This is a genomic window from Priestia koreensis (assembly GCF_001274935.1).
Lineage (GTDB): Bacteria > Bacillota > Bacilli > Bacillales > Bacillaceae_H > Bacillus_AG > Bacillus_AG koreensis.
On sequence record NZ_LILC01000032.1, the window covers coordinates 36454 to 59092 of the forward strand.

A 22639-nucleotide genomic window follows, 5' to 3' on the forward strand; every position below is an offset into this window, starting at 1 on the left:
CTAGTTAAAAAGGTATATACCTCTTCCTAGGGATCAAGCGTCCGTTTCCTTCTCAGCCTCACGGGACTGTTCTTAAAGGTTCATTATTTAACTATAGCAAGTATAGTACGAGACTCTTAAAAATGTCAACTTCTTTTTGCGACTAAATCCAACATCTCTTCAAATTCTTTCGGTAATGGTGCTTCAAACTCAACGTATTTACCTGTACGTGGATGTTCAAAGCCTAATACTCCCGCATGAAGAGCCTGTCCGTCAATCGGAAGCGTTTTTCTTGGTCCATACTTCGGATCTCCAGCTAGTGGATGACCGATATACTTCATGTGAACACGAATTTGGTGCGTACGTCCTGTTTCAAGCTGACACTCGACATACGTAAATTCACGGAATCTCTCAAGCACGTTAAAATGCGTAACAGCATCGCGGCTATTTTCTTCCGTTACCGTCATGCTTTGACGATCAATTTTGTCGCGTCCAATCGGGGCATCGATCGTTCCATGATCATGGGGAATAATTCCGTGTACAAGCGCTCGGTAGCGTCTTGTTACGGTTTTGGCTACAAGTTGATTTACTAATGATTCATGAGCCATATCATTTTTTGCGACCATTAAAAGACCTGACGTGTCCTTATCAATACGATGTACGATCCCAGGACGCATGACACCATTAATGCCTGATAAGTCCTTACAATGAGCCATAAGACCATTTACAAGCGTTCCGCTCGTATGACCAGGTGCAGGATGTACGACCATCCCACGCGGCTTATTCACGACAAGTACGTCTTCATCCTCATAATAAATATCCAAATCCATCTCTTCTGCTTCCACGTTTGATTCTTCAAGCTCAGGAATCGTCAGAACGATTTGGTCATTTACCTTTACTTTATAATTCACTTTTGACGGTTGATTATTAACTGTTACATCTCCATTTTTAATCCATTGCTGAACTTGTGTACGAGACCAATCTTGATTATGGGATGTAAGCACCTTATCAAGGCGTTCAAATTGATGTACATCCTCTACTTTTACTTCAATAACTTCCATTCAACTACTCCTTTTTTCGTTTTCCCTCAAAAATTGTGGCAATGAACATGATTGCAACACCGACAACTAGTGAGGAATCGGCTACGTTAAAAATCGGAAAATCATAACTAAAGATGTATGTATGAATAAAGTCTACTACTTCTTTACGAATGACACGATCAATAAAGTTCCCTATCGCTCCACCAAGCATAAGCGCTAATGCTACCTTAAGCCATACCTCGCGCTTTGGTAGACGGTTTAAAAAGACGATAATACCTATAATAACTAATACCGTAATCAAATAAAAGAACCACATCTTACCTTGTAGAATTCCCCACGCTGCACCTTGATTACGGTGAGAAGTAATATAGAGAACGTTGTCAATGATCGTAATGCTTTGTCCGTACTCCATTTCTTTTACAATGATCCATTTAGATACTTGATCTAACACGATAACAAATAAAGCAATCACATAATAGAACACAATCGTTCCCCCTAACTGAAATGACGCAACTACATTCTAATGAATTTTAGCACAGTTTGGCCATTTTTTTAAGTACATCCCTCTGTTTTAAAAAAATAGCAAATCATTTTCAGTTCGAGCGGTTGGCAAAATACGGAGTTTATCAATCGGAAGACGATCTCCCGTTTGCTCATCAATGCCAAAAATACCGTACTCAAGCTTTAATAAAGCTCGTTCTACATCCTGTAAATCTGCTTTCACGCTTTGAATAACGTACTGCTCTTGAGGCGTTACTAAATGAGGAAGATAGTCTAATCCTTCAGCATAATATTTTAACAATCGATCTTGTAATTCCATTCGTGTCATCTCAAGTTCTTCTTTGATTGAAAAATATGTCCCATCCATGCTTATTCCTCCTTATGTGATTGCGACTGTAATTGTAGTGTAACCGCAACAAAATAACAGTCTGCACCACAACTTTTTCCTTTCAATAAAAAGGGCACGGGAATGGGACTTGGTAATATCCAAACAAAAAGAGAAATCTTGGCTATGCAAGATTTCTCTTCTTGTTCTTAACCTTCGTAATTCTCTTTTACAACTTGTGCACAGCGAGCACATAGCGTAGGATGATCGCTATCTTGACCAACTGTTGGCGTTACGATCCAGCAGCGATCACATGTTTCACCTTCTGCTGCCGTTACAACTATTGCTGCACCGTCAAATGTTTGCGCAGATTTAGGAGCATCCGCAATGTCACCGTCAAGCTCAAAGCCTGATACGATGAACAGCTGTTTGAAGTCTTCAGAAATAGACTCTAACAATGCTTTTGTTTCTTCATTTGCATAAAGAGACACGTGAGCTGTTAGCGATTTTCCGATGACTTTTTCATTACGAGCTGTTTCTAATGCTTTTAGCACGTTGTCGCGAAGATCCATAAACGCATCCCATTTTGCAACAAGAGCATCAGCATTTTCATACGTCGTTGCTTCTGGCATATCCACTAACTGAACGCTTTCTTCCGTTACGTGTGGCATATGTGCCCATACTTCTTCTGCTGTGTGAGCAAGAATTGGCGCAACAAGCTTCGTTAATGATAATAACGTTTCATATAGAACTGTTTGAATCGCACGACGATCTGCTTGATCTGGTGCTTCAATGTACAGAATGTCTTTTGCAAAGTCTAAGTAGAATGAGCTTAAGTCAATTGTACAGAAGTTATGAACCGCGTGATAAATCGCCGCAAACTCGTATTGATCATACGATTTTGTTACTTTCTCAACGAGGCTATTTAATTTCACAAGCATGTACTGATCCACTTCACGAAGATTTTCGTAAGAGACCGTATGCGTTGCTGGATCAAAATCAGCTAGGTTTCCAAGCAAGAAGCGGAACGTATTACGGATTTTGCGATATACTTCAGCAACTTGTTTTAAAATGTTATCAGAAACACGTACGTCTGCCTGATAGTCAACAGAAGCAACCCATAGACGTAAAATGTCTCCGCCAAGTTGATTCATGACTTTCGAAGGAACAACGACGTTTCCAAGTGACTTACTCATTTTGCGGCCATCTCCGTCAAGCGCAAATCCGTGGCTTAATACGGCTTTATAAGGAGCTTTTCCTGTTACAGCTACGCCTGTGGAAAGAGATGAGTTGAACCAGCCGCGGTATTGGTCAGACCCTTCAAGATATAGATCTGCTGGACGCTGTAAATCATCGCGCTCTTCAAGAACTGCTTGGTGAGATGAACCTGAGTCAAACCATACGTCCATGATGTCTGTTTCTTTTGTGAATTGACCGTTCGGGCTACCTTCATGCGTGAAGCCTTCTGGTAATAGATCTGCCGTTTCACGTTCAAACCATACGTTTGATCCATGTTCTCTGAATAGATTTGATACGTGTGCAATTGTTTCATCTGTGATGATTGGCTCACCGTTTTCAGCATAAAATACTGGAATTGGAACACCCCATGCACGCTGACGAGAAATACACCAGTCACCACGGTCACGAACCATGTTAAATAAGCGTGTTTCTCCCCATGTTGGAACCCATTTTGTTTCTTTGATTGCATCTAATAGCTCACTGCGGAAGTCTTTGATCGACGCAAACCACTGTGCTGTTGCACGGAAGATTGTCGGTTTTTTCGTACGCCAGTCATGTGGATATGAATGCGTAATGAAGCTTAATTTTACTAATGCGCCAACTTCTTCAAGCTTTTGTGTAATTGGCTTGTTTGCCTCATCGTAGAATAATCCTGCGAATTCGCCTGCTTCTTCCGTCATATACCCTTTCTCATCAACTGGGCAAAGAACGTCTAAACCGTATTTTTGGCCGATGATAAAGTCATCTTCCCCGTGACCTGGAGCCGTATGAACACAGCCAGTACCTGCGTCCGTTGTAACGTGGTCACCAAGCATCACAAGAGAATCACGTCCGTATAAAGGATGTGTGGCAACAACGCGATCAAGTTCAGCACCTTTAACTGTGCGAACGACTTCGTAGTTTTCCCACTCAATTTCTTTTGCCACTGTTTCAAGAAGCTCGGATGCAACGATGTATTTTTCACCGTTTACAGCTACTACACTATAGTCTAAATCAGCGTTGACAGAAATCCCTAAGTTCGCTGGCATTGTCCAAGGAGTTGTCGTCCAGATGATGAATTTTTCATCGTTTTCTAATACGCCTTTTCCGTCTTTTACAGGGAACGCCACATAAATAGACGCTGAGCGCTTGTCGTAGTACTCAATTTCTGCTTCTGCTAGTGCGGATTCACTTGAAGGAGACCAGTACACTGGCTTTTTCCCTTTGTAGATATAGCCTTTTTTCGCCATTTCACCGAATACTTTAATTTGCTGTGCTTCGTATTCTGGTTGTAGCGTTACGTATGGGTTTTCCCAATCTCCGCGTACACCTAGACGTTTGAACTGCTCGCGCTGATTGTTAATTTGCTGCCACGCGTATTCTTCACAAAGCTTGCGGAATTCCGCTACGCTCATTTCTTTGCGCTTTACTTTTTTATTTTTTGTTAGCGCTGTTTCAATCGGAAGACCGTGCGTATCCCATCCTGGAACGTACGGCGCTTGAAAACCAGTCATGGATTTAAAGCGAACGATAAAGTCCTTTAAAACTTTATTCAGAGCATGTCCCATGTGAATATCACCGTTTGCATATGGAGGACCATCATGAAGAACGAAAAGCGGACGACCTTCTGTGCGCTCTTGTACTTTTTCATAGATGTTCATTTCTTCCCATTTCTGTTGAATTTCAGGCTCGCGGTTCGGCAGATTTCCACGCATCGGAAATTCTGTTTTCGGCATTAATAACGTATCTTTATAATTCATCGTCAAACCTCCACAAATAATAATCGATTGTTTATACAAATCCAAAATAAAAAAGACCTTCTCATCCCAAAAAGGGACGAGAAGGTCTCTCGCGGTACCACCCTTGTAGACTTTACAACTTTTATATAATAAAAGGAAAGGGTAAAGTCCTCTCAAGCATTCTTAACGCGAATGAGACGCCAATGCTTACTCGTTACTTTCAGCACGGAACTCCAGGGTGATGTTCATTTCTTCAACTGCCACCGAGCTTTCACTACCCCCGATTCGCTTTCTCACAGTTTCGACGAAGAAATTACTGTCCCTTTCCTTGTTTGATGTTGTATAAAAAGAACTCGTTACAAAATTATATGATATTTAGAAGAAAGAAGTCAAGAACCTTCGTTCTTATTCTGAACGAGCTGTTTTTTGAAGCTGCTCTTCAAAAGATGTTTGATATTCTAATAGATGATCCCAGTCATCACTTTCAAGCATTTCAAGCTGTGCTTCAACAAGCATTTTGAAGCGCGTACGGAATACCTTTGACTGCTTTTTCAATTCCTCGATGTCAAACGCAATACGACGTGATTTTGATAACGCTTCGTTAATAATACGATCTGCGTTTTTCTCTGATTCTTTAATGATCAGCTTTGCTTCTTTTTGAGCGTTACGCTTCACTTCTTCTGCCGCCTCTTGAGCAATTAAAATTGACTTATTCAGCGTTTCTTCAATGTTTGTAAAATGACCTAGTCGTTGTGTTAATTCTTCTGTTTTTGTTTCAAGCTCTTTCTTTTCACGAATCAGCATCTCATAATCTTTGATCACCTGATCCAAGAACTCGTTTACTTCGTCCTCATCATACCCGCGAAATCCTCTATTAAATTCTTTGTTATGAATATCTAAAGGGGTTAAAGGCATAGTCGCCACCTCCGTGTTGTCTCTTTGTCCATTTCCAATAATGATTGATTATTCGACAATTTGTTTATATATCCTTCTTTATGACTAAATTATTTTTGCTTTCCGACGCTTATACGCCATTTATCTTTCTTTGTTTTGCCATCGATCGTCAAAATTTTACTTCTTCCGTGACCACGAAGTGAAAGAACGTCTCCCTCTTGGCACTCAAAAGAGGGCTGTTCAATTACCTTCCAATTTACTTTTACATGACCGGAGGAAATGAATGGCTGCACTTTTTGACGAGATAGATTATGAATGGCTGCTAGTACCACATCGATACGCAATGATGATACCGTTGCAGACCGTTCAATGTATGCTTCTTCTACATGAATAAGATCAGCCGCTGTAATAGGTCGAAGGCTTACCTTAGCTCGTCCTATAGATTCTAGGTTCATTTCGATGTAAGAGGCGATTTCTTTCGCAACGACTAGCTGTACGTTCTCACCAACTGTTATGTCCCCAAACTTTGAACGTCTTAAGCCTAATGACATGAGCGAGCCTAATATTTGTGGGTGCTCAATTGTGACGAACTTCTGCGGATACTCAATCTCATAGCACGCTACTCCGTAATCCTCTTCAGTAGGCGTGTAATAATCAGGGTATAAAAGAGCACGCTTTCTCTCCGTCCAGTCCACTCCACCAAAGAAAGAAACAAGCACATCATTTCCTTTTCCAATAATGGCACTTACCATTTCCTGTTCTCTCGGGTCGAGAAAATCAGTCAGCTTGGGGCTGTATTGATTCTGAACCTCTTCTTTCCATTCCAGCACATGATCGATAAACTCATGCTCTTCTTTACGAAAATGTTGATAAATACTCATAAAATCTCTCCATCTATTGATACCAGCATGTAAAAAAAGGAATCTGATGGATTCCTTTTTTTGGTTTATGTTAAAAACAGCTTCACTTAAGCTAAAAAATGAATGTTACACGATTCCAAATAGGGTTCTGACACCTGCTTTAGCAAAATTCAACAAGAAAATTGCCACGATTGGAGAAATATCTAACATGCCTCCAATTGGTGGGATAATTCTTCGAAACGGCGCCAAATAAGGTTCACAAATGGCACCTAAAAAGCGACCAAATACTGATTCCTGAATGGATGGAACCCATGACATCAGAATATAAATGATCAGCGCCCAAGAATAAATCTCCAATAGCTGAAGAACAATTTGCTCAAATAGAATCATATACGGCTACCACCTCTTCACATTTTGCTCTTGCTCTGCCATAAGCGTCGAAATTGTTCCTGATACGTCTACATTATCAGGCGTGCAGAGAAAAATATTTTCACCCACTTTTTGAATATCTCCACCTAGGGCATACACCGTTCCACTTAAAAAGTCTACAATACGAACGGCTTGATCACGCGCGACACGATGTAGATTTACAACGACTACCTTTTTTGCTTTTAAGTGGTCCGTAATTTCCTGTGCCTCAGAATAGGCACGCGGCTCTGTTAAAATCATCTTTGTTGGATGCTTTTGAATACTTTGCAAGCTGATGACATTTTGTTGTTTGCTTTGGTTCTGCTGTGCAGGAAGCTGTTGCTGTGGCACAGGATGCTGCGCCTCACGCTGTGCTTCTCTTTGTGCGGGTTGTCTTTCTTGTTCTACTTCCTCATACTCTGTTTCGTCATCGAGCGCAAAAAAGCTTTGAAATCTTCTTTTAATACTCATAACATGCACCTCCTAAATTTCATTACCAACTAATGTGGTTCCTAAACGAATGTACGTCGCGCCTTCTTCAACGGCAATTTCGTAATCGTTTGACATCCCCATAGAAAGCTCAGTACATGGTGCGTACGCTAGCTGAAGAGCTTGTACATCCTTTTGAAGCTGTTTTAATGTATGAAAGCAATGACGCAGCAGTGCTTGATCATCAGTATGTGGAGCCATCGTCATTAAGCCTACTATCTGGATATGTGAAAAGTCGTGGAGCGATTCAATGAACGGAATGACCTCATCTAAGGACAGGCCATGCTTTGACTGCTCTTCTGCTACATTCACCTGAATAAAGCATTTGACGGTGTCGCTCGCCCGCTTTTGAACTTCCTCTGCAAGGGATAGGCGATCGAGTGAATGAAGATAGTCTATATCATGAATAACGCTTTTCACTTTTCGCGTTTGTAAGCTGCCAATAAAGTGCCAATTTACAGGATCTGTGATTACTTCCTGCTTCGCATGCAAGCCTTGATCACGGTTTTCACCGAGATGTTGAACGCCTGCATCAATCGCTTCTTTTGCACGTTCGACAGATACATATTTTGTAACGGCGATAATATTAACCTCATTTGGGTTTCTGCCTGCTCGCTTACACGCTTCGGCAATGTTTTGTTTAATTTGTTCTAAATTATGCAATACGGTCAATATGTACTTAAACCTCCTTGTATCCAATAAAGCTAAGCATGCGACCTGTTTTTCCACGATCACGGCGATGAGAAAAAAACAGCTCTTCTTCACATGATGTGCAACGGGACGTCGAGCGAATGTTTGCCGTTTTCACACCGGCTTGCTCAAGTAGAAAAGCATTCAAAGCCTGTAAGTTAAGAGCACACTGCCCCTTGCTTACCTCTTCATAAACGTCTACTTTATTATTCCCAATTGCCTCATCCACAAACTTAATGACATAATCATCTACATGATAGCAGCAAGCTCCGATAGAAGGTCCAATAACAGCTCGTATATTCTCAACCGAAACGCCTTCATTCTTCACCCAAGCATTCACCATTTCGCCCGCAATATTTTTCACGGTGCCTTTCCAGCCTGCGTGGGCTAATCCAATAAGTCCACGAGTTGGTTCATAGAAATAAAGAGGCACACAATCTGCAAAACAGAGTGCTAATAATAGATTCGATTGATCTGTGTAAATAGCGTCGGTTTGAGGCATACCTTTTTCGTAATCGCCCATTCCTTTGCCTGCATCGTGTGATGATACTTTCATTACCTTGTTGTGATGAACCTGCTCAGCAAACGTCCATTGTTCTAAAGGTACATCAACGGCTTCAGCTAGAATACGACGATTTTGAAGCACGTCTTCTTTTTTATCGTCTACATGTAGACCTAAGTTAAGGCTCTCAAACTCGTTTTGGCTCACGCCGCCATTCTTCGTTGAAAACCCCACAATTAGGTTTGAATCATGTTGATTCCATTGGGGTACATCAAGAAAAGAATCATGATGTGATGGTTGAAACGGTTCTTTATGCATACAAGATACACGTTCCTTTCTATAATCTACTATATCTCCCTCCATTGTACCATACAAGAAAAAACGATTGACAATAGAAAATTATTTGTTTTCATCTTCTTCGGTTTGTTTGTGACGAACTAAGATCACATCTTCCCCAATCTTTACAATATTTCGCCATGGAATGACAATATCCTCGTCCTTTCCAAAGAAACCTAACATTCGAGAGGAATGGTTGATAATGACCGACTCGATTTTTCCCGTCCCCAAATTAATATCGATATCTCCTACATTTCCTAATTTCTTTCCGTTTGCTACATTCACAACGTCCTTCATTTGAAAGTCCGAAATCTTAATCATACTAACGCTCCCCCTTTTTAAACGAACACTCGATGATTCAGAGACGTCTCCTCTTTTTGAAGCACTCGCCACTTTATGCGTTTATACTATGTATATTAAGACTGCTGCTTGTTCATGTATGTTTTGTCAAAGTTAAAGACCGAGCTTTCGCCCGGCCTTTAACTTTGAATATTTTTATTCATTTGTTTGATGGCTGCCTTCTCAAGCCTTGATACCTGAGCCTGTGAAATTCCAATTTCATCTGCTACTTCCATCTGCGTTTTGCCTTGGAAGAAGCGCTTTCTCAGGATCAGCTTTTCGCGTTCATTAAGTCTTCGCATACCTTCTTTTAGCGCAATTTCTTCAATCCAATGCGAGTCACGATTTCGCTCGTCGCTCAGCTGATCCATCACATAGATTGGATCTCCACCGTCATTGTAAATCGGCTCGAATAATGATACTGGATCTTGAATGGCATCAAGAGCAAAGACAATCTCTTCATGTGGTACATCTAGTACTTTTGAAATATCTTCTGCTGTTGGTTCTTTGGAGGTTTCACTCATGAGACGTTCTCTTACTTGTAGCGCTTTGTAAGCGATATCTCGAAGGGAACGCGACACACGAATTGGGTTGTTATCGCGCAGATAACGACGAATTTCTCCAATGATCATAGGAACAGCATAGGTTGAGAACTTCACGTTTTGACCGAGATCAAAATTATCGATTGATTTCATAAGTCCAATACAGCCTACCTGGAAGAGATCATCCACAAACTCTCCTCGGTTGTTAAATCGCTGAATCACACTTAAGACTAAACGTAAATTCCCGTTAACTAACTTTTCCCGTGCTGTAATGTCACCACTCTGCATTTGCTGAAACAGCTTACGCATTTCCTCATTTTTCAGTACAGGAAGTTTTGAAGTATCTACACCGCAGATTTCTACTTTGTTCCTTGACAACTTTTTCCCTCCTAACAGGAGATGAGATGATGTACAAAACTCATTATCTCCTTCGAAGGAAAAAATATGCATTTGATAATTCCGACTATTGTCACACCATTTTATTAAACTCTTTTCGCAGTCGTTTAATAATTCGTTTTTCCAGACGAGAGATGTAAGACTGTGAAATTCCCAACATATCCGCTACGTCTTTTTGCGTTTTTTCTTCGCCACCTTGCAACCCGAAGCGCAGCTCCATAATTTGTTTTTCACGGTCGTTGAGCTGATGCAGCGCCTTTAACAGCAATTTACGATCTACGTTTGCTTCTAAGTCTTTTGTAATAATATCTTCTTCTGTTCCTAATACGTCAGAAAGCAATAGTTCATTTCCATCCCAATCGATGTTGAGGGGCTCATCAAATGACACTTCAGAACGGATTTTGTTGTTCCGACGCAAATACATGAGAATTTCATTTTCAATACACCGCGAGGCATATGTAGCAAGCTTAATTTTCTTTTCCGGATTAAATGTATTAACGGCTTTGATGAGTCCAATGGTTCCAATGCTAATCAAATCTTCAATATTGATCCCCGTATTTTCAAATTTCCGTGCAATGTATACAACAAGCCGTAAATTCCGCTCAATTAACAAGGAGCGAGCTGCTTCATCTCCAGACGGGAGGCGATTTAATAGTACTTCTTCTTCTTCTTTGCTTAAAGGCGGCGGCAGCGCTTCACTTCCACCAATATAATATACTTCATCCGATTTAAACCCTAACTTCATTAATAATTTGTACCACCATAATTGCAGGCGAATTCTAAGAGCAGCCATGTTCGATCTCCCTTCTAATTTTGAAATGTCGTGCGTATGATAATAGTGGGTTTCATAAGAGCGCTCATCATTGGCGTTCGTGTCTAAGAAGCTGAGGAAATTTTTCCACTTACGAGCAGTTTAGGATGAACCACACATTGATACAAATTCTCCGGTGAAAGCTGAGTATGACTAATTCCAATTAAGCATTGCTTTGCTACGATGCGCTCCCCTTGCTGAATAATCGTCACGTAGTCTGGTTTAACTGCCATCAAAAACTGGCCTGATTGTCCAACACTTCGATACGGTACGAGACGAATACGGTTATACCATTCTGGTTCAATTGAAAAATTAAAGTCTTTTAAATTAGCACTGCTTTCGATGATGGAAGCAGGAAGTAAATCTGTTAGTTGATCTGCTTGGACAATCATGACAGGTGTTTTTGTGAGTGGATCGTATAGCTGGTTTCCGCTATCCAACAAACCATCTACTGTTAGCGCGGTGTCATTCATCATGATTTCTACCTGAACAAGCTGATCAAAGGTAATGGTTTTCATATTGACATCTTCGATACGCTTTTTCGAAAAGTAAAAAAGGAGCGGACTTCCTAATAGTACTAATAACCAGCTCACTGGGTCTCCGTAAGCATTTGATGAAGTAAAAACTTCTCCTCCTGATGAAATAAACATATCTGTAAATAAAAAATGCATTCCCATTAACCCACCGCCAACTACAAATGTTGCAAAATAAAATGTTAGTAAATTCTCTAGCAAATACCGCAAACGTTTATATCCAAAAGCGGTTAAAATCATCACAACAGATGTCGCAATTTTAGTGGCTGGGTGTAGCATAATTTGGGACAAGGGCGTAAACATAAAAATGACGATGAGCGAACCGAACAATCCTCCGATCATCATCCTCCACCATTTAAACCTTCGTTTTAAAATGATGGCACAAAGCACCAGAAGCATCGTATCAAGTCCAAAATTCAGTAACCAAATCACATCTAAATAGACAGACAACCGGCTTCGACTCCCCTATCATTTTTATTTTTTCTGTTAAAAAATAGTATATAGTACATCCTATTAGGAAGTCTGTCAGTTCATGCTGATAATTTTCAAGAAGTTTTGAAGAATAACCGCTTTTCTTGTCACTTTCTGTTTTCACTAAAAAAAGGACACAAAAAAAGCGATGGGCTTGGCCCATCGCTTTTCGCTTTTCCATCTTATCGTCTACGGTTACGGTTACGTAAGAACGTTGGAATGTCTAACGCTTCTTCTTGTTGTGCTGGACGATTGTAGTCCGTTTGTGGCTGTACAGGCTCTTCACGCTTCGTTTCACGCTTTGGTTGAGCAGAAGAAGGAGCTACAGGCTTAGAAGCGCCTAGTCCTGGACGTGCACCTGGTTTTACTTGAGCAAGATCTTGCTCTGTAAATCCTGTTGCAATCACTGTCACAACAATTTCGTCTTTTAGATTTTCGTTAATAACCGAACCGAAAATCATGTTTACTTCTTGATCAGAAGCAGATGCTACGATATCTGCTGCTTCTTGAACTTCATACAGGCTTAAGTTTGTTCCGCCCGTAATATTCATTAACACACCTTGAGCACCGTCGATAGATGTTTCAAGAAGTGGACTTGAAATAGCTTTTTTCGCTGCCTCTGCTGCACGATTTTCACCTGTCGCGATCCCGATTCCCATTAACGCAGAACCTTTGTTTGACATAATTGTTTTAACATCGGCAAAGTCAAGGTTAATTAACCCCGGTACAGCGATTAAGTCAGAGATACCTTGTACACCTTGACGGAGTACGTTATCTGCTTCACGGAACGCTTCAAGCATTGGTGTATTTTTATCCACGATCTCTAATAGACGATCATTTGGAATGACGATTAGCGTATCAACCGCTTCTTTCATTGCCGAAATTCCGCCTGCAGCTTGTGTTGCACGCTTACGACCTTCAAATGTGAATGGACGCGTTACAACCCCTACTGTTAATGCTCCTAATTCACGGGCAATTTGAGCGATTACAGGAGCTGCACCAGTACCAGTACCGCCTCCCATACCAGCTGTTACGAATACCATATCTGCACCTTTTAGTGCTTCTTGGATTTGCTCTTTGCTTTCTTCTGCCGCTTTTTTCCCAACTTCAGGGTTTGCTCCGGCACCTAAACCTCTTGTTAACTTCGCACCAATCTGCATTTTAATTTCTGCTTTTGATAGATTTAAAGCCTGTGCGTCTGTATTGACTGCAATAAATTCTACCCCTTGTACACCATGTTCAATCATTCGGTTTACGGCATTATTACCGCCGCCGCCGACTCCAATTACTTTAATCGTTGCTAACTGATCTACACTTGTATCAAACTCCAACATTGTAGCTCCTCCTAATTCCTTAAAGTTGCTCTGATCTAATCAAAAAAGTATCCGAAGATTTTTTTCATCTTCTTAGAGAAATTTTCATCATTTTTCGGCTTTTGTTTTTGAGTTGGTGCAGGCTGTGGCTCAAACGATTGTTGAGGCTGCTGATGCTGCACCGGTACTTTTTCTACTACTGTGTTTTCAACGGGAGCTCCGATGTTACGTCCTTGAATCTTCGCATTTTTGTATGCAAACTTAATCAAGCCAACTCCTGTTGTATAGTTTGGTTCACGCACACCAATGTAATCCGGGACTGCGATACGCACGTTGTTTTTGAAAACAACCTGTGATAATTCTAAAATCCCCGGCATGGATACCATTCCACCAGTTAGTACATAACCACCTGGAAGATCTGAATACCCTAAACGTTGGAGCTCGTGTGAAACCATCTCTAAAATCTCTTCTAATCTAGCTTCTATAATATCAGAGATTTCGAGTTGACTAAACTGCTGATGCTGATCGCTCCCAATAATAGGAACACTAAACACTTCTTCTTCTGACGCGTGGTCATAAAAAGCATGTCCGTGCTTAATTTTAATTTTTTCAGCATCTTCTGTTGTCGTACGAAGACCAATAGATAAATCCTTCGTAATGCTTTCTCCACCGATTGGTAAAACAGTCGTGCCAACTAAGTAGCCTTGGTCGTATACTGCAATGGTAGTTGAACCGCCCCCAACGTCAACAAGGGCTACACCAAGATTTTTTTCATCCGTTGACAGCGCAATTGATCCTGCAGCCAAAGGTTGCAAACAAATATCAGTGATTTCTAACCCAGCTCGTTCTACACAGCGCAATAAGTTATGTAATACGGTTTTAGATCCTGTAATGATGGTTCCTTCCATCTCAAGCCTAACCCCTAACATACCTCGTGGATCTGTAATGCCTTCTAACCCATCAACGATAAATTGTTGTGGAATGACATCAATAATTTCTCGGTCTGGAGGAATTGACATGACTTGAGCAGCATCAATTACTCGCTGTACATCTTCATTCGCTATTTCACGGTTGTCGCTTGAAACAGCTACTACCCCATGACAATGTTGAAGTTGCACATGATTGCCACCTACTCCAACAACGACGCGAGTAATCTGAATTCCTACCATTCTTTCTGCCTGCTCGACTGCTTTTTTTATCGATTGAACAGTTTCATCTATATCAACGATAGAGCCTTTTTTTAGCCCTTGTGACTTCACATTACCTACACCAATGATATTTAATGAATCATTAGTCATTTCACCAATGATTACTTTCACACTGGATGTACCGATGTCTAGACTAACAAAAATTTCATTGCTGTTCATTCTTTGGCACCTCCTTTAACGGCTTTCCTTGTCTATTTTAATTTGATAGAAGAACAACAATTATCTATAATTGTCTACTATTTCATGTATCATTGAAAATATTCAACAAATAACGTGTTATTCCCTTTTGGAATTTTACTTTTTTTCAATTTTTTGTCTGGAATCCGACCATTTGGTCAACAAAATGCGCCGAATGACGGCTATATTCTGAAACAGACGAACGCCGAATGCAAAAACGGCTACTAAATACAAGTCTACACCAATATGTACGCCGAGAAAAGCTAAACTTGCTGCCAGTATTATGTTAAAAAAGAAACCAGAGACAAATACTTTTTCGTCGTAAATATTTTGCAAATGCGCTCGAATCCCTCCAAACAATGTGTCAAGTGCAGCCAACACAGAAATTGACAAATAATTCATGTATTCTACCGGTATTCGTAGCTCTGAGAGTAGACCTAATACAATGCCCACCACCAAACCCATTAAAGGCAACCACATTGTTTTCTCTTCTCCTTCCTACTCTGCTTCGTCAACCGTAAGCCCCTTAAGAGGAATTTCCTGGTCGTACGCAGGAACTGTAAGCTGGCGGTGTGGATTTGAAATTTCCAAACTCAAATCTTCAATCGCAAACTCATCGGCAATATTCGAAGCTTTCAACCGGTTGTACATTTTTTCGGGATCTTTTGTTAAAACCGTCACTTGAAAAGGCGCATCACCAAGCCAATAATTGTTCACCTTCGTGCGCCCATTGATATCTCGAATCACAGTGGTTGCTACAATTCGCTGATCACCGATCGCAATTTCATCTGCATCATATGAATTCAAATCGTTCACTAAATGTTTCAACAGCTGCGGCGAAACATCTTTTATTTCTTTTCCGAGGAGCTCTTCACCGAAAAGAGGGGAAATTGTGAGTTTGAGACCTACACCCGTTACAGGAGTCGCACCCGCCTCTTTTTTAAGCTCCATCAGCGTTTTGTTTAGCGCTTCTTTTTTAGATAACGCTTTGTTCGTTCGATAATTTTCTAGCTGTCCGTCTAATGCACGAATTTCCCTTAAAATATCCGCTTGGGTTTTCTGCTCTTTCGTTAAATCCGCACGAAGCTCCCACATGTCACGCGTATCACGTACTTTCGGATGTTGCGTTGTTTGAAATTGCACGGCTACCATGAATCCAATGACGAGCGCGATAATCGTGAAGTGACTCTTCTGCTTCTGATTCAACCTTAAGCTCCTTTCCCTCCGCGGCATCAACGTAAACATCTTTTACAAAAAAATGTTTATTTAGAGAATGTTTGCTGTTCACGTGCATTGATGAGCGGTGTCATGACAATTTCGCTCTTCTTAGCCATTTTGACCACAATGTTGTCTTTTACTAATTGATCCTTCACACCACCGGCTAAATTTAGCGCCGTATCTAGCACATCGGGATCACCGGTTGCTGAAATAACAAAAGGCGCAGGAAATTGATTTCCGTCTACCGTAATAACAGGACCGTTACACATGATATACGAGTTTTTTGAAATCCGCTGTCCGTTGATCTCAATTGCGGAAGCACCTGACACAAGAAGCTCATTAATCACCTTAAAAACATGCCCTTCATGAACAATGTAATGATTGACGTTTTCTTCAGATGGAATGTAGGAGGCATCAGAGAGCGTTACTTCTATCCCCTTCCCCTTCACCCCTACTTTCCCTGTGTACATGCGATACTTTTTCACATCGTCTACAATCTTTGCTAAATCCTGCTCTTTTTTCGCTAGTCCCTCTTCAGTTTTACGTACCTTTTCTTGTTTTGCAAACAATTCACGCTGTAGCTTACGATTTCGTTCTTCTTGATCAATCAACATTTGGCGGTATCGGTACTCTTGTTTCCATTGCTGATCCGAACCACCGCCTTTCGTTTCATTTTTCGTAAATTGATAGGAATATGAAATCATAAACCCAAGTACGAGGAGGATAAGAGATAAAACGACATTTTTACCCTTGCGTTTCACTCTCTTCATCTCCCTCCTTTTCTTTCGGTTTCGTGTATGGCTCAAAATAAGGTGACACTTCTAAATGAATAATGCCTTTTGCATTTGGATAATCTTTCTCCATATAATTTAAAATCGTCGGATAATCCAACATCTTTTTTGAAAAATCACGAAGGCTCGCACTCACCTCATGTCCATCGTTCATATACAGCGTGATGTGAAGTGAATCTGAACGCTCAGGCGTATAATAAATCTCTGCAATAGCTTTCGTAATTGTATCTGGCAATTTGTTCAAGGATTGAACCATCTCCTGAATCACATCCGGCTTCTTCCAGTCCACTAGAAGCGGCGCATTCGAAAGGTTTGGCTTTCCTTTTACAGCTTTTAATACTTTGCCGTTCTCATTAATGGGCAGATATTTCCCTTTTGCAAGTACGTATGCAATTCGTTTGTATTCTGTCACGTTCAGTACAACCTTATTCGGAAGGCTCTTATGTATCGTTACACTTTTGATTTCCGGATTGGCCTTAATTCGATCCGCAACCTCACCCTTTGGGATTTTCCAGTAGCTTGTCTCTTTTGTAAGTTTGCTTAGCTTGAGAATGGTTTGATCTGATACATACTGATTTCCCTTCACTTCAACAGAAGCGACATTGCTTAGCGACGATTGCGTATACACGATAAACAAAATTAAAAGAAAGAAGATTGATAAATAAAAAATTAGTCGTCGGTTCGCCTTTTGTTTCCGCTGCTCTTTTAGCTTTGGTACTCGATCTTCGAGATGAACTACTTTTTCATTTTCCATATTATTTCACCTTTTATTTATAGAAGATGAAGGGCGCTCAGCAAACGTTGTGTTCTAATAAGAGCCGCCCCTTCTTCTGTATATTCATACTGCAAGTACCCACATTATAGCATAATATAGAACGGATTTTACTAGCCTACGCTAGAACTTACAGACGTTTTTTGGAAAATAAAGAAAGGAAGACGAAAAGCATATTCATTTACTGAATAATTTCAACCTCAGTATGCATCTCAACATCGAACTTTTCTTTAATTACTGCTTTAATATGTGCGATCAAATTCAGCACATCTTCTGCTTTCGCATCGCCCGTGTTCACGATAAAGTTTGCGTGTTGTTCGCTTACTTTCGCCCCACCAATTTCATGACCTTTCAGACCAGCTTGCTCAATTAAATTCCCTGCATATTGAGGAAGTGGATTACGGAAAATGCTTCCTGCACATGGACGATCCCACGGCTGCGTTTCGCGGCGGTAATCTTTGTTTTTTTGCATCACTGCTACGATCGCTTCTTTTTCACCTTTTGTCATGGAAAGAACGGTTTCCACACATACACCAGGACGTTCGGTTTGAAGAATCGAGTGGCGATATGAAAATTCCATCTCATCTTTTGTCAACCACTGCATTGTACCGTCTTCAAAAAGAATGTGCGCTTTTTCCACGATTGCTGCCATATCCGATCCGTGAGCACCAGCATTCATGTAAACAGCTCCTCCGATCGAACCCGGTATGCCACTTGCAAACTCTAGACCAGATAATCCTTGTTTACTCAGCATCATGGAAAGCTTAACAACGGAGCAACCTCCGCCCACTTTCACCATATTGTCTTCGATCTCAACATCGTCTAAACCATTTCCAAGCTTTACAACCACACCAGAAATACCTTGATCTGATACAAGTAAATTCGAACCGCGACCAATCGCACGCCATTTTACTCCGTGTTTTTTAATAATATTCATGGTCGTTTTTAAATGTTCAATATTGCTTGGCTCAACAAATAGCTCAGCAGGTCCCCCAATTTTCATTGTGGTATGTTTGGATAAAGGTTCTTGCTCGATCACCTTTCCTACGTTCGCTTCCATTAACTCTGCTACTACTTTTTTCATGACAACCTCCTAGACCTCTCTGCGTATCTCGTTGTTTTTCGTTTCTCTATTTTATGAACTTCATTGTTATTTAGGTACACACCCGCTAAACTAATTCTACGATGACAAAAGAACGTTAAAATAACATTCGAAGCAGTCCTAGCCTTTATGACCTAACTTTTACACTTTATCATATGGTTAGCCATTTGCAACGAGCTTTTTACATTTTTTTACTTGGTTCTTTTTTCTCTTTTATTAGAATGTATGAAAACTGTTCAAAGCATATCATAAAATCACTGAAAAGAGGATAATAAGAACGTTACAATTTGTCTACATTTATGAGAAAAACATTACTATTTTTCATCAAAAAGACACCGTCACGTTTTTTCGGTCCAGCAAGCTGCTGAATGTCGTAAAATGGACGATGTCAACGACCTAATACGGCCTCAACAATATTGTATTATACATTGATTCTTCTTTAATAGCGAGAATATCTACTAACATTCAAAATAACTCCAACACCTGCCAGCATAAGCGTTAGCGACGAGCCACCGTAGCTTAAAAATGGAAGGGTAATTCCCGTTACCGGCATAAGCCCGGTTACTACTCCAATGTTGATCATGACTTGAATCGCAATCATAGCTGTAATTCCAATTGCAATGAAGCTTCCGTACATATCAGGAGCCCCTAATGCAATTCTCACGCCTCTCCATAACAGCAGAGAAAACAAAAGCAAAATGAGCGTTCCACCTATAAACCCTAGCTCCTCTGACAAAATAGCAAAAATGAAATCGGTCTGTGGTTCAGGCAAGTAAAAGAACTTTTGTCGACTTTGACCGAGTCCCAGTCCTAATAGCCCCCCTGGCCCAATCGCGTAAAGAGATTGAATAATTTGAAAGCCACTTCCTAACGGATCTTCCCACGGATCTAAAAAGGATGTGATTCGTTTGATCCGATACGGAGCCGATAGGATAAGACCGATGAAACCCGCAAGTCCAAGAAATCCTAAACCAGCAAAATGGCTCACTCGTGCCCCTGATACAAAAATCATCGTGATACATGTACCGACTAGAACCGTTCCTGTTCCCAAATCAGGCTGAAGCATAATAATCCCAAACGCTAAAAATACGAGCGCTAGTGAAGGGATAAGCCCTTTTTTGAATGACGTAATGTTTTTTTGATTCTCTGACAAAAACTTGGCTAAGAACACAATCATGGCAAATTTCATAAACTCGGATGGCTGAATGGAGAACGCTCCAACGCCAATCCAACTCTGAGACCCATTTCGCACCATTCCCACTCCTGGTACAAGTACGAGCGCCAATAAAATAAAGCAGACAATAATGATGGTCTTTGCATGCTTGCGCCACACCCAGTAATCGATGTTCATGATGACGAACATCGAGCACACACCAAGACCTGCAAATAGCAACTGCCTTTTAGCAAAGAAAAAGGAGTCATGAAACTTGTATGTAGCCCAGATTGCACTAGCACTATAAACCATAATGAGTCCTATTGATAGAAGAGACAACGTGATGATCACAAGAAAAAAATCTGGTGTAGAACGTTTTGTAGACAAAGCAAACACCTCTAACATTTGAAATTAGGGCGTTTAAAAAAAGATAGATAAAGGACTAGCGCCTCCATCTATCTCGTGATGTATTCCTTAGACAAGCCCTTACTTCAGTCTATGCACCGAATCAATAAACATGTCTCCACGCTCTTCAAAAGTTTTGAATTGATCCCAGCTTGCACAGGCAGGCGAAAGCAAGATGACGTCACCCGCGTCTGAAAGTTGATAGGCTTCAGGAACCGCCTTTTCCACATTATCGACACGTTTGATTGTTTGTATTCCTGCTTCCTTTGCAACACGCTCTATTTTTTCAGCCGTTTGACCAAATGTAAGGATAGCTTTCACATTTTTTAAATAAGGCTTCAGCTCATCAAACTCATTCCCTCGGTCAAGTCCACCTGCTAAAAGAATCACCGGCTGTTCAAATGCCGTAACAGCTGCTTTTGTTGCTAAAATATTGGTTGCCTTTGAATCGTTATAAAATTTTCGGTCCTGAACCGTCGCCACGTACTGAACACGATGCTTCACGCCTGTGAAGGTTGTTAATACTTTTTTCACTGCTTCTGTAGAAGCGCCGTGAAGTTTCGCCGCTGCGACCGCTGCTAAAATATTTTCAAGGTTGTGCTTACCTGGAAGAACAATCTCCCTTACAGGCATAATCTCTTCTTGTTGAAAGAACATACTTCCATCTTTAATGTATGCGCCTGACTCGACTACCTTTGATGTAGAAAACGGTACGACCGTTGCACGTGCACTTTTAGCAAGTGACATCACCGTCTCATCATCTGCATTTACTACGGCATAGTCAGAAGACGTTTGGTTGGCGAAGATGTTTGCTTTTGCATGTGCATACTCTTCACGCGTACCATGGTAATCCAAATGAGCATCAAATAAATTTAAAAACACGGAAATGACCGGTTTAAATGTTTTTGTACCCATCAATTGAAAGGAAGACAACTCCATTACAATCACATTCTCGCTTGTTGCAAGCTCAGCAACTTCTGAAGCGACCGTACCGATGTTGCCGGCGATCAGGGGCTTCTTGTTGCTTTCTTCTAAGATTTTGTGAATTACCGTTGTTGTCGTTGTTTTCCCATTACTTCCTGTAATACCAATTAGCGGCGCTTCGCTAATTTGATAGGAAAGCTCTACTTCTGTGATAATAGAAATATTTCGTTTTAATGCTTCTGCAAGTAGGGGATTGCTGTAAGGAATGCCTGGGTTTTTCACAATGACCTCTACACCGTCTAAAAGTTCCAGAGGATGATCGCCACATACAACTTTTAACCCTGCTTCCTGTAGCTTCTGAGCCGCTTCATTTTCTTCAAAAGGCTTCTGATCGTTTACTGTAACGTTCGCTCCTAAAATGTTTAAAAGCTTTGCTGCAGCCATTCCACTTTTTGCCAATCCTAATACAAGTACATTTTTTTCTTTGTAATCAGTAATTGTTTTCACTTAAATCCACACCTCAATATAGATTCCTAACATTGCACACAGTAATCCGATTGCCCAAAATGTCATCACAACACGCCACTCTGTCCACCCTACTAATTCGTAGTGGTGATGCAGCGGGCTCATCTTAAAAATACGCTTTCCTGTTGTTTTAAATGACGCAACCTGCAAAATAACTGACAATGTCTCAATAACAAATATACCACCAATTACAATTAATAAAATCTCTAATTTCATTAAAATCGCAACCGTTGCGATCGCTCCACCTAATGCTAATGAGCCTGTGTCTCCCATAAATACTTTCGCAGGATAGGCATTAAAGACAAGAAATCCTAGTACTGCCCCAACAACTGCTACACAGAAAATGGCTACATCAAATTGACCTGTATTCCATGCTAAAACGGCAAAAGCACCAAAAGCAATGGCAGACGTTCCTGAAACAAGTCCGTCTAATCCGTCTGTTAGGTTCACCGCATTTGAGAAACCAACAAGCCAGAAAATAATGAATACGACGTAGAACCAGCCTAGGTCAACAGAAAAATCTGTTCCTGGAATGGATACAACCGTTGATAAATCAAATTGCTTGGCAACAAGATAGAAAATAATCGCAATTAACACTTGCCCGATAAACTTTTGTTTGGACGTTAATCCCAAATTTCGTTTCAGTACGACTTTGATAAAATCATCTAAAAATCCGAGTAGGCCATACCCAAATGTTACGAACAATAATAGATACGTATCAACTGTCGGCTCAAGGTACTTATTCGTCATAATGAGTGTGGTTACGACGATCGCAAGAATAATCATAATTCCACCCATCGTTGGCGTACCTGACTTTTTCTGATGGGATTTTGGTCCCTCTTCACGAATACTTTGACCAAACTTCAATCGACGTAGGAAGGGAATAAAGAACGGAGATAGAATCACTGTGATTAAAAATGCTACAGCGATCGTAAACAAAATCACGTGTTCTAGCATTGTACTCCCTCCTCTTTCGTC

General features: G+C 40.7%; 24 protein-coding genes and 1 other annotated feature. All 24 genes read right to left on the reverse strand.

Going from position 1 to position 22639, the window contains the following annotated elements; all coding sequences use genetic code 11:
• Positions 1-125: 125 nt before the first annotated feature.
• Positions 126-1040, reverse strand: a complete 915-nt coding sequence (locus tag AMD01_RS20625) for an RluA family pseudouridine synthase (protein ID WP_053403351.1) — start codon at positions 1038-1040, stop codon at positions 126-128.
• A gap of 4 nt (positions 1041-1044) precedes the next feature.
• Complete coding sequence (lspA, locus tag AMD01_RS20630; protein WP_053403352.1) at positions 1045-1503, reverse strand: signal peptidase II; 459 nt, start codon at positions 1501-1503, stop codon at positions 1045-1047.
• 87 nt (positions 1504-1590) lie between these two features.
• The gene (locus tag AMD01_RS20635) at positions 1591-1887 is read right to left on the reverse strand and encodes a hypothetical protein (RefSeq protein ID WP_053403353.1); all 297 of its coding nucleotides are present in this window, start codon (positions 1885-1887) and stop codon (positions 1591-1593) included.
• 167 nt (positions 1888-2054) lie between these two features.
• Positions 2055-4823, reverse strand: a complete 2769-nt coding sequence (ileS, locus tag AMD01_RS20640; protein ID WP_053403354.1) for an isoleucine--tRNA ligase — start codon at positions 4821-4823, stop codon at positions 2055-2057.
• Between the two features lie 69 nt (positions 4824-4892).
• Positions 4893-5140, reverse strand: a binding site (T-box leader).
• A gap of 67 nt (positions 5141-5207) precedes the next feature.
• Positions 5208-5717, reverse strand: coding sequence for a DivIVA domain-containing protein (locus AMD01_RS20645; RefSeq protein ID WP_053403355.1), 510 nt, complete (start codon positions 5715-5717; stop codon positions 5208-5210).
• A gap of 89 nt (positions 5718-5806) precedes the next feature.
• Positions 5807-6577 (reverse strand): YlmH family RNA-binding protein, encoded by a 771-nt coding sequence (locus AMD01_RS20650; protein ID WP_053403356.1) that lies wholly within the window; start codon positions 6575-6577, stop codon positions 5807-5809.
• Between the two features lie 105 nt (positions 6578-6682).
• Positions 6683-6946, reverse strand: coding sequence for a YggT family protein (locus AMD01_RS20655; RefSeq protein ID WP_053403357.1), 264 nt, complete (start codon positions 6944-6946; stop codon positions 6683-6685).
• 6 nt (positions 6947-6952) lie between these two features.
• The gene (locus AMD01_RS20660; RefSeq protein WP_053403358.1) at positions 6953-7435 is read right to left on the reverse strand and encodes a cell division protein SepF; all 483 of its coding nucleotides are present in this window, start codon (positions 7433-7435) and stop codon (positions 6953-6955) included.
• A gap of 12 nt (positions 7436-7447) precedes the next feature.
• Positions 7448-8125: a YggS family pyridoxal phosphate-dependent enzyme gene (locus AMD01_RS20665; protein WP_053403359.1), complete on the reverse strand. Its 678-nt coding sequence runs from the start codon at positions 8123-8125 to the stop codon at positions 7448-7450.
• A gap of 7 nt (positions 8126-8132) precedes the next feature.
• Complete coding sequence (pgeF, locus tag AMD01_RS20670) at positions 8133-8963, reverse strand: peptidoglycan editing factor PgeF (RefSeq protein ID WP_053403360.1); 831 nt, start codon at positions 8961-8963, stop codon at positions 8133-8135.
• A gap of 81 nt (positions 8964-9044) precedes the next feature.
• Positions 9045-9302 (reverse strand): YlmC/YmxH family sporulation protein, encoded by a 258-nt coding sequence (locus tag AMD01_RS20675; protein WP_053403361.1) that lies wholly within the window; start codon positions 9300-9302, stop codon positions 9045-9047.
• A gap of 158 nt (positions 9303-9460) precedes the next feature.
• A complete protein-coding gene (gene sigG, locus AMD01_RS20680) occupies positions 9461-10240 on the reverse strand; it encodes an RNA polymerase sporulation sigma factor SigG (RefSeq protein WP_053403362.1) in 780 nt (259 codons plus the stop codon).
• Between the two features lie 91 nt (positions 10241-10331).
• The gene (sigE, locus tag AMD01_RS20685) at positions 10332-11051 is read right to left on the reverse strand and encodes an RNA polymerase sporulation sigma factor SigE (RefSeq protein WP_053403363.1); all 720 of its coding nucleotides are present in this window, start codon (positions 11049-11051) and stop codon (positions 10332-10334) included.
• A gap of 83 nt (positions 11052-11134) precedes the next feature.
• Complete coding sequence (gene spoIIGA / locus AMD01_RS20690) at positions 11135-12052, reverse strand: sigma-E processing peptidase SpoIIGA (RefSeq protein WP_053403364.1); 918 nt, start codon at positions 12050-12052, stop codon at positions 11135-11137.
• Between the two features lie 203 nt (positions 12053-12255).
• A complete protein-coding gene (ftsZ, locus tag AMD01_RS20695) occupies positions 12256-13407 on the reverse strand; it encodes a cell division protein FtsZ (RefSeq protein WP_053403365.1) in 1152 nt (383 codons plus the stop codon).
• A 35-nt stretch (positions 13408-13442) separates the two neighbouring features.
• The gene (ftsA, locus tag AMD01_RS20700) at positions 13443-14753 is read right to left on the reverse strand and encodes a cell division protein FtsA (protein ID WP_053403366.1); all 1311 of its coding nucleotides are present in this window, start codon (positions 14751-14753) and stop codon (positions 13443-13445) included.
• Between the two features lie 135 nt (positions 14754-14888).
• Positions 14889-15251 (reverse strand): small basic family protein, encoded by a 363-nt coding sequence (locus tag AMD01_RS20705; protein ID WP_053403367.1) that lies wholly within the window; start codon positions 15249-15251, stop codon positions 14889-14891.
• An 18-nt stretch (positions 15252-15269) separates the two neighbouring features.
• The gene (locus AMD01_RS20710) at positions 15270-15977 is read right to left on the reverse strand and encodes a DUF881 domain-containing protein (RefSeq protein ID WP_053403368.1); all 708 of its coding nucleotides are present in this window, start codon (positions 15975-15977) and stop codon (positions 15270-15272) included.
• Positions 15978-16033: 56 nt separating this feature from the next.
• Positions 16034-16759, reverse strand: a complete 726-nt coding sequence (locus AMD01_RS20715) for a DUF881 domain-containing protein (protein ID WP_053403369.1) — start codon at positions 16757-16759, stop codon at positions 16034-16036.
• Positions 16734-17534, reverse strand: coding sequence for a cell division protein FtsQ/DivIB (locus AMD01_RS20720; protein WP_053403370.1), 801 nt, complete (start codon positions 17532-17534; stop codon positions 16734-16736). Before AMD01_RS20720 ends, AMD01_RS20715 begins: the two co-directional genes overlap by 26 nt.
• Before the next feature lie 199 nt (positions 17535-17733).
• Positions 17734-18636 carry a UDP-N-acetylmuramate dehydrogenase gene (gene murB / locus AMD01_RS20725; RefSeq protein ID WP_053403371.1) on the reverse strand — a complete coding sequence of 301 codons (903 nt, stop codon included), beginning with the start codon at positions 18634-18636 and terminating at the stop codon, positions 17734-17736.
• A 457-nt stretch (positions 18637-19093) separates the two neighbouring features.
• A complete protein-coding gene (gene spoVE, locus AMD01_RS20730) occupies positions 19094-20212 on the reverse strand; it encodes a stage V sporulation protein E (RefSeq protein WP_053403372.1) in 1119 nt (372 codons plus the stop codon).
• Between the two features lie 81 nt (positions 20213-20293).
• Positions 20294-21643, reverse strand: coding sequence for a UDP-N-acetylmuramoyl-L-alanine--D-glutamate ligase (gene murD / locus AMD01_RS20735; protein WP_053403373.1), 1350 nt, complete (start codon positions 21641-21643; stop codon positions 20294-20296).
• Positions 21644-22618: a phospho-N-acetylmuramoyl-pentapeptide-transferase gene (gene mraY, locus AMD01_RS20740; RefSeq protein WP_053403374.1), complete on the reverse strand. Its 975-nt coding sequence runs from the start codon at positions 22616-22618 to the stop codon at positions 21644-21646. It lies immediately after the preceding gene.
• Between the last annotated feature and the right edge of the window lie 21 nt (positions 22619-22639).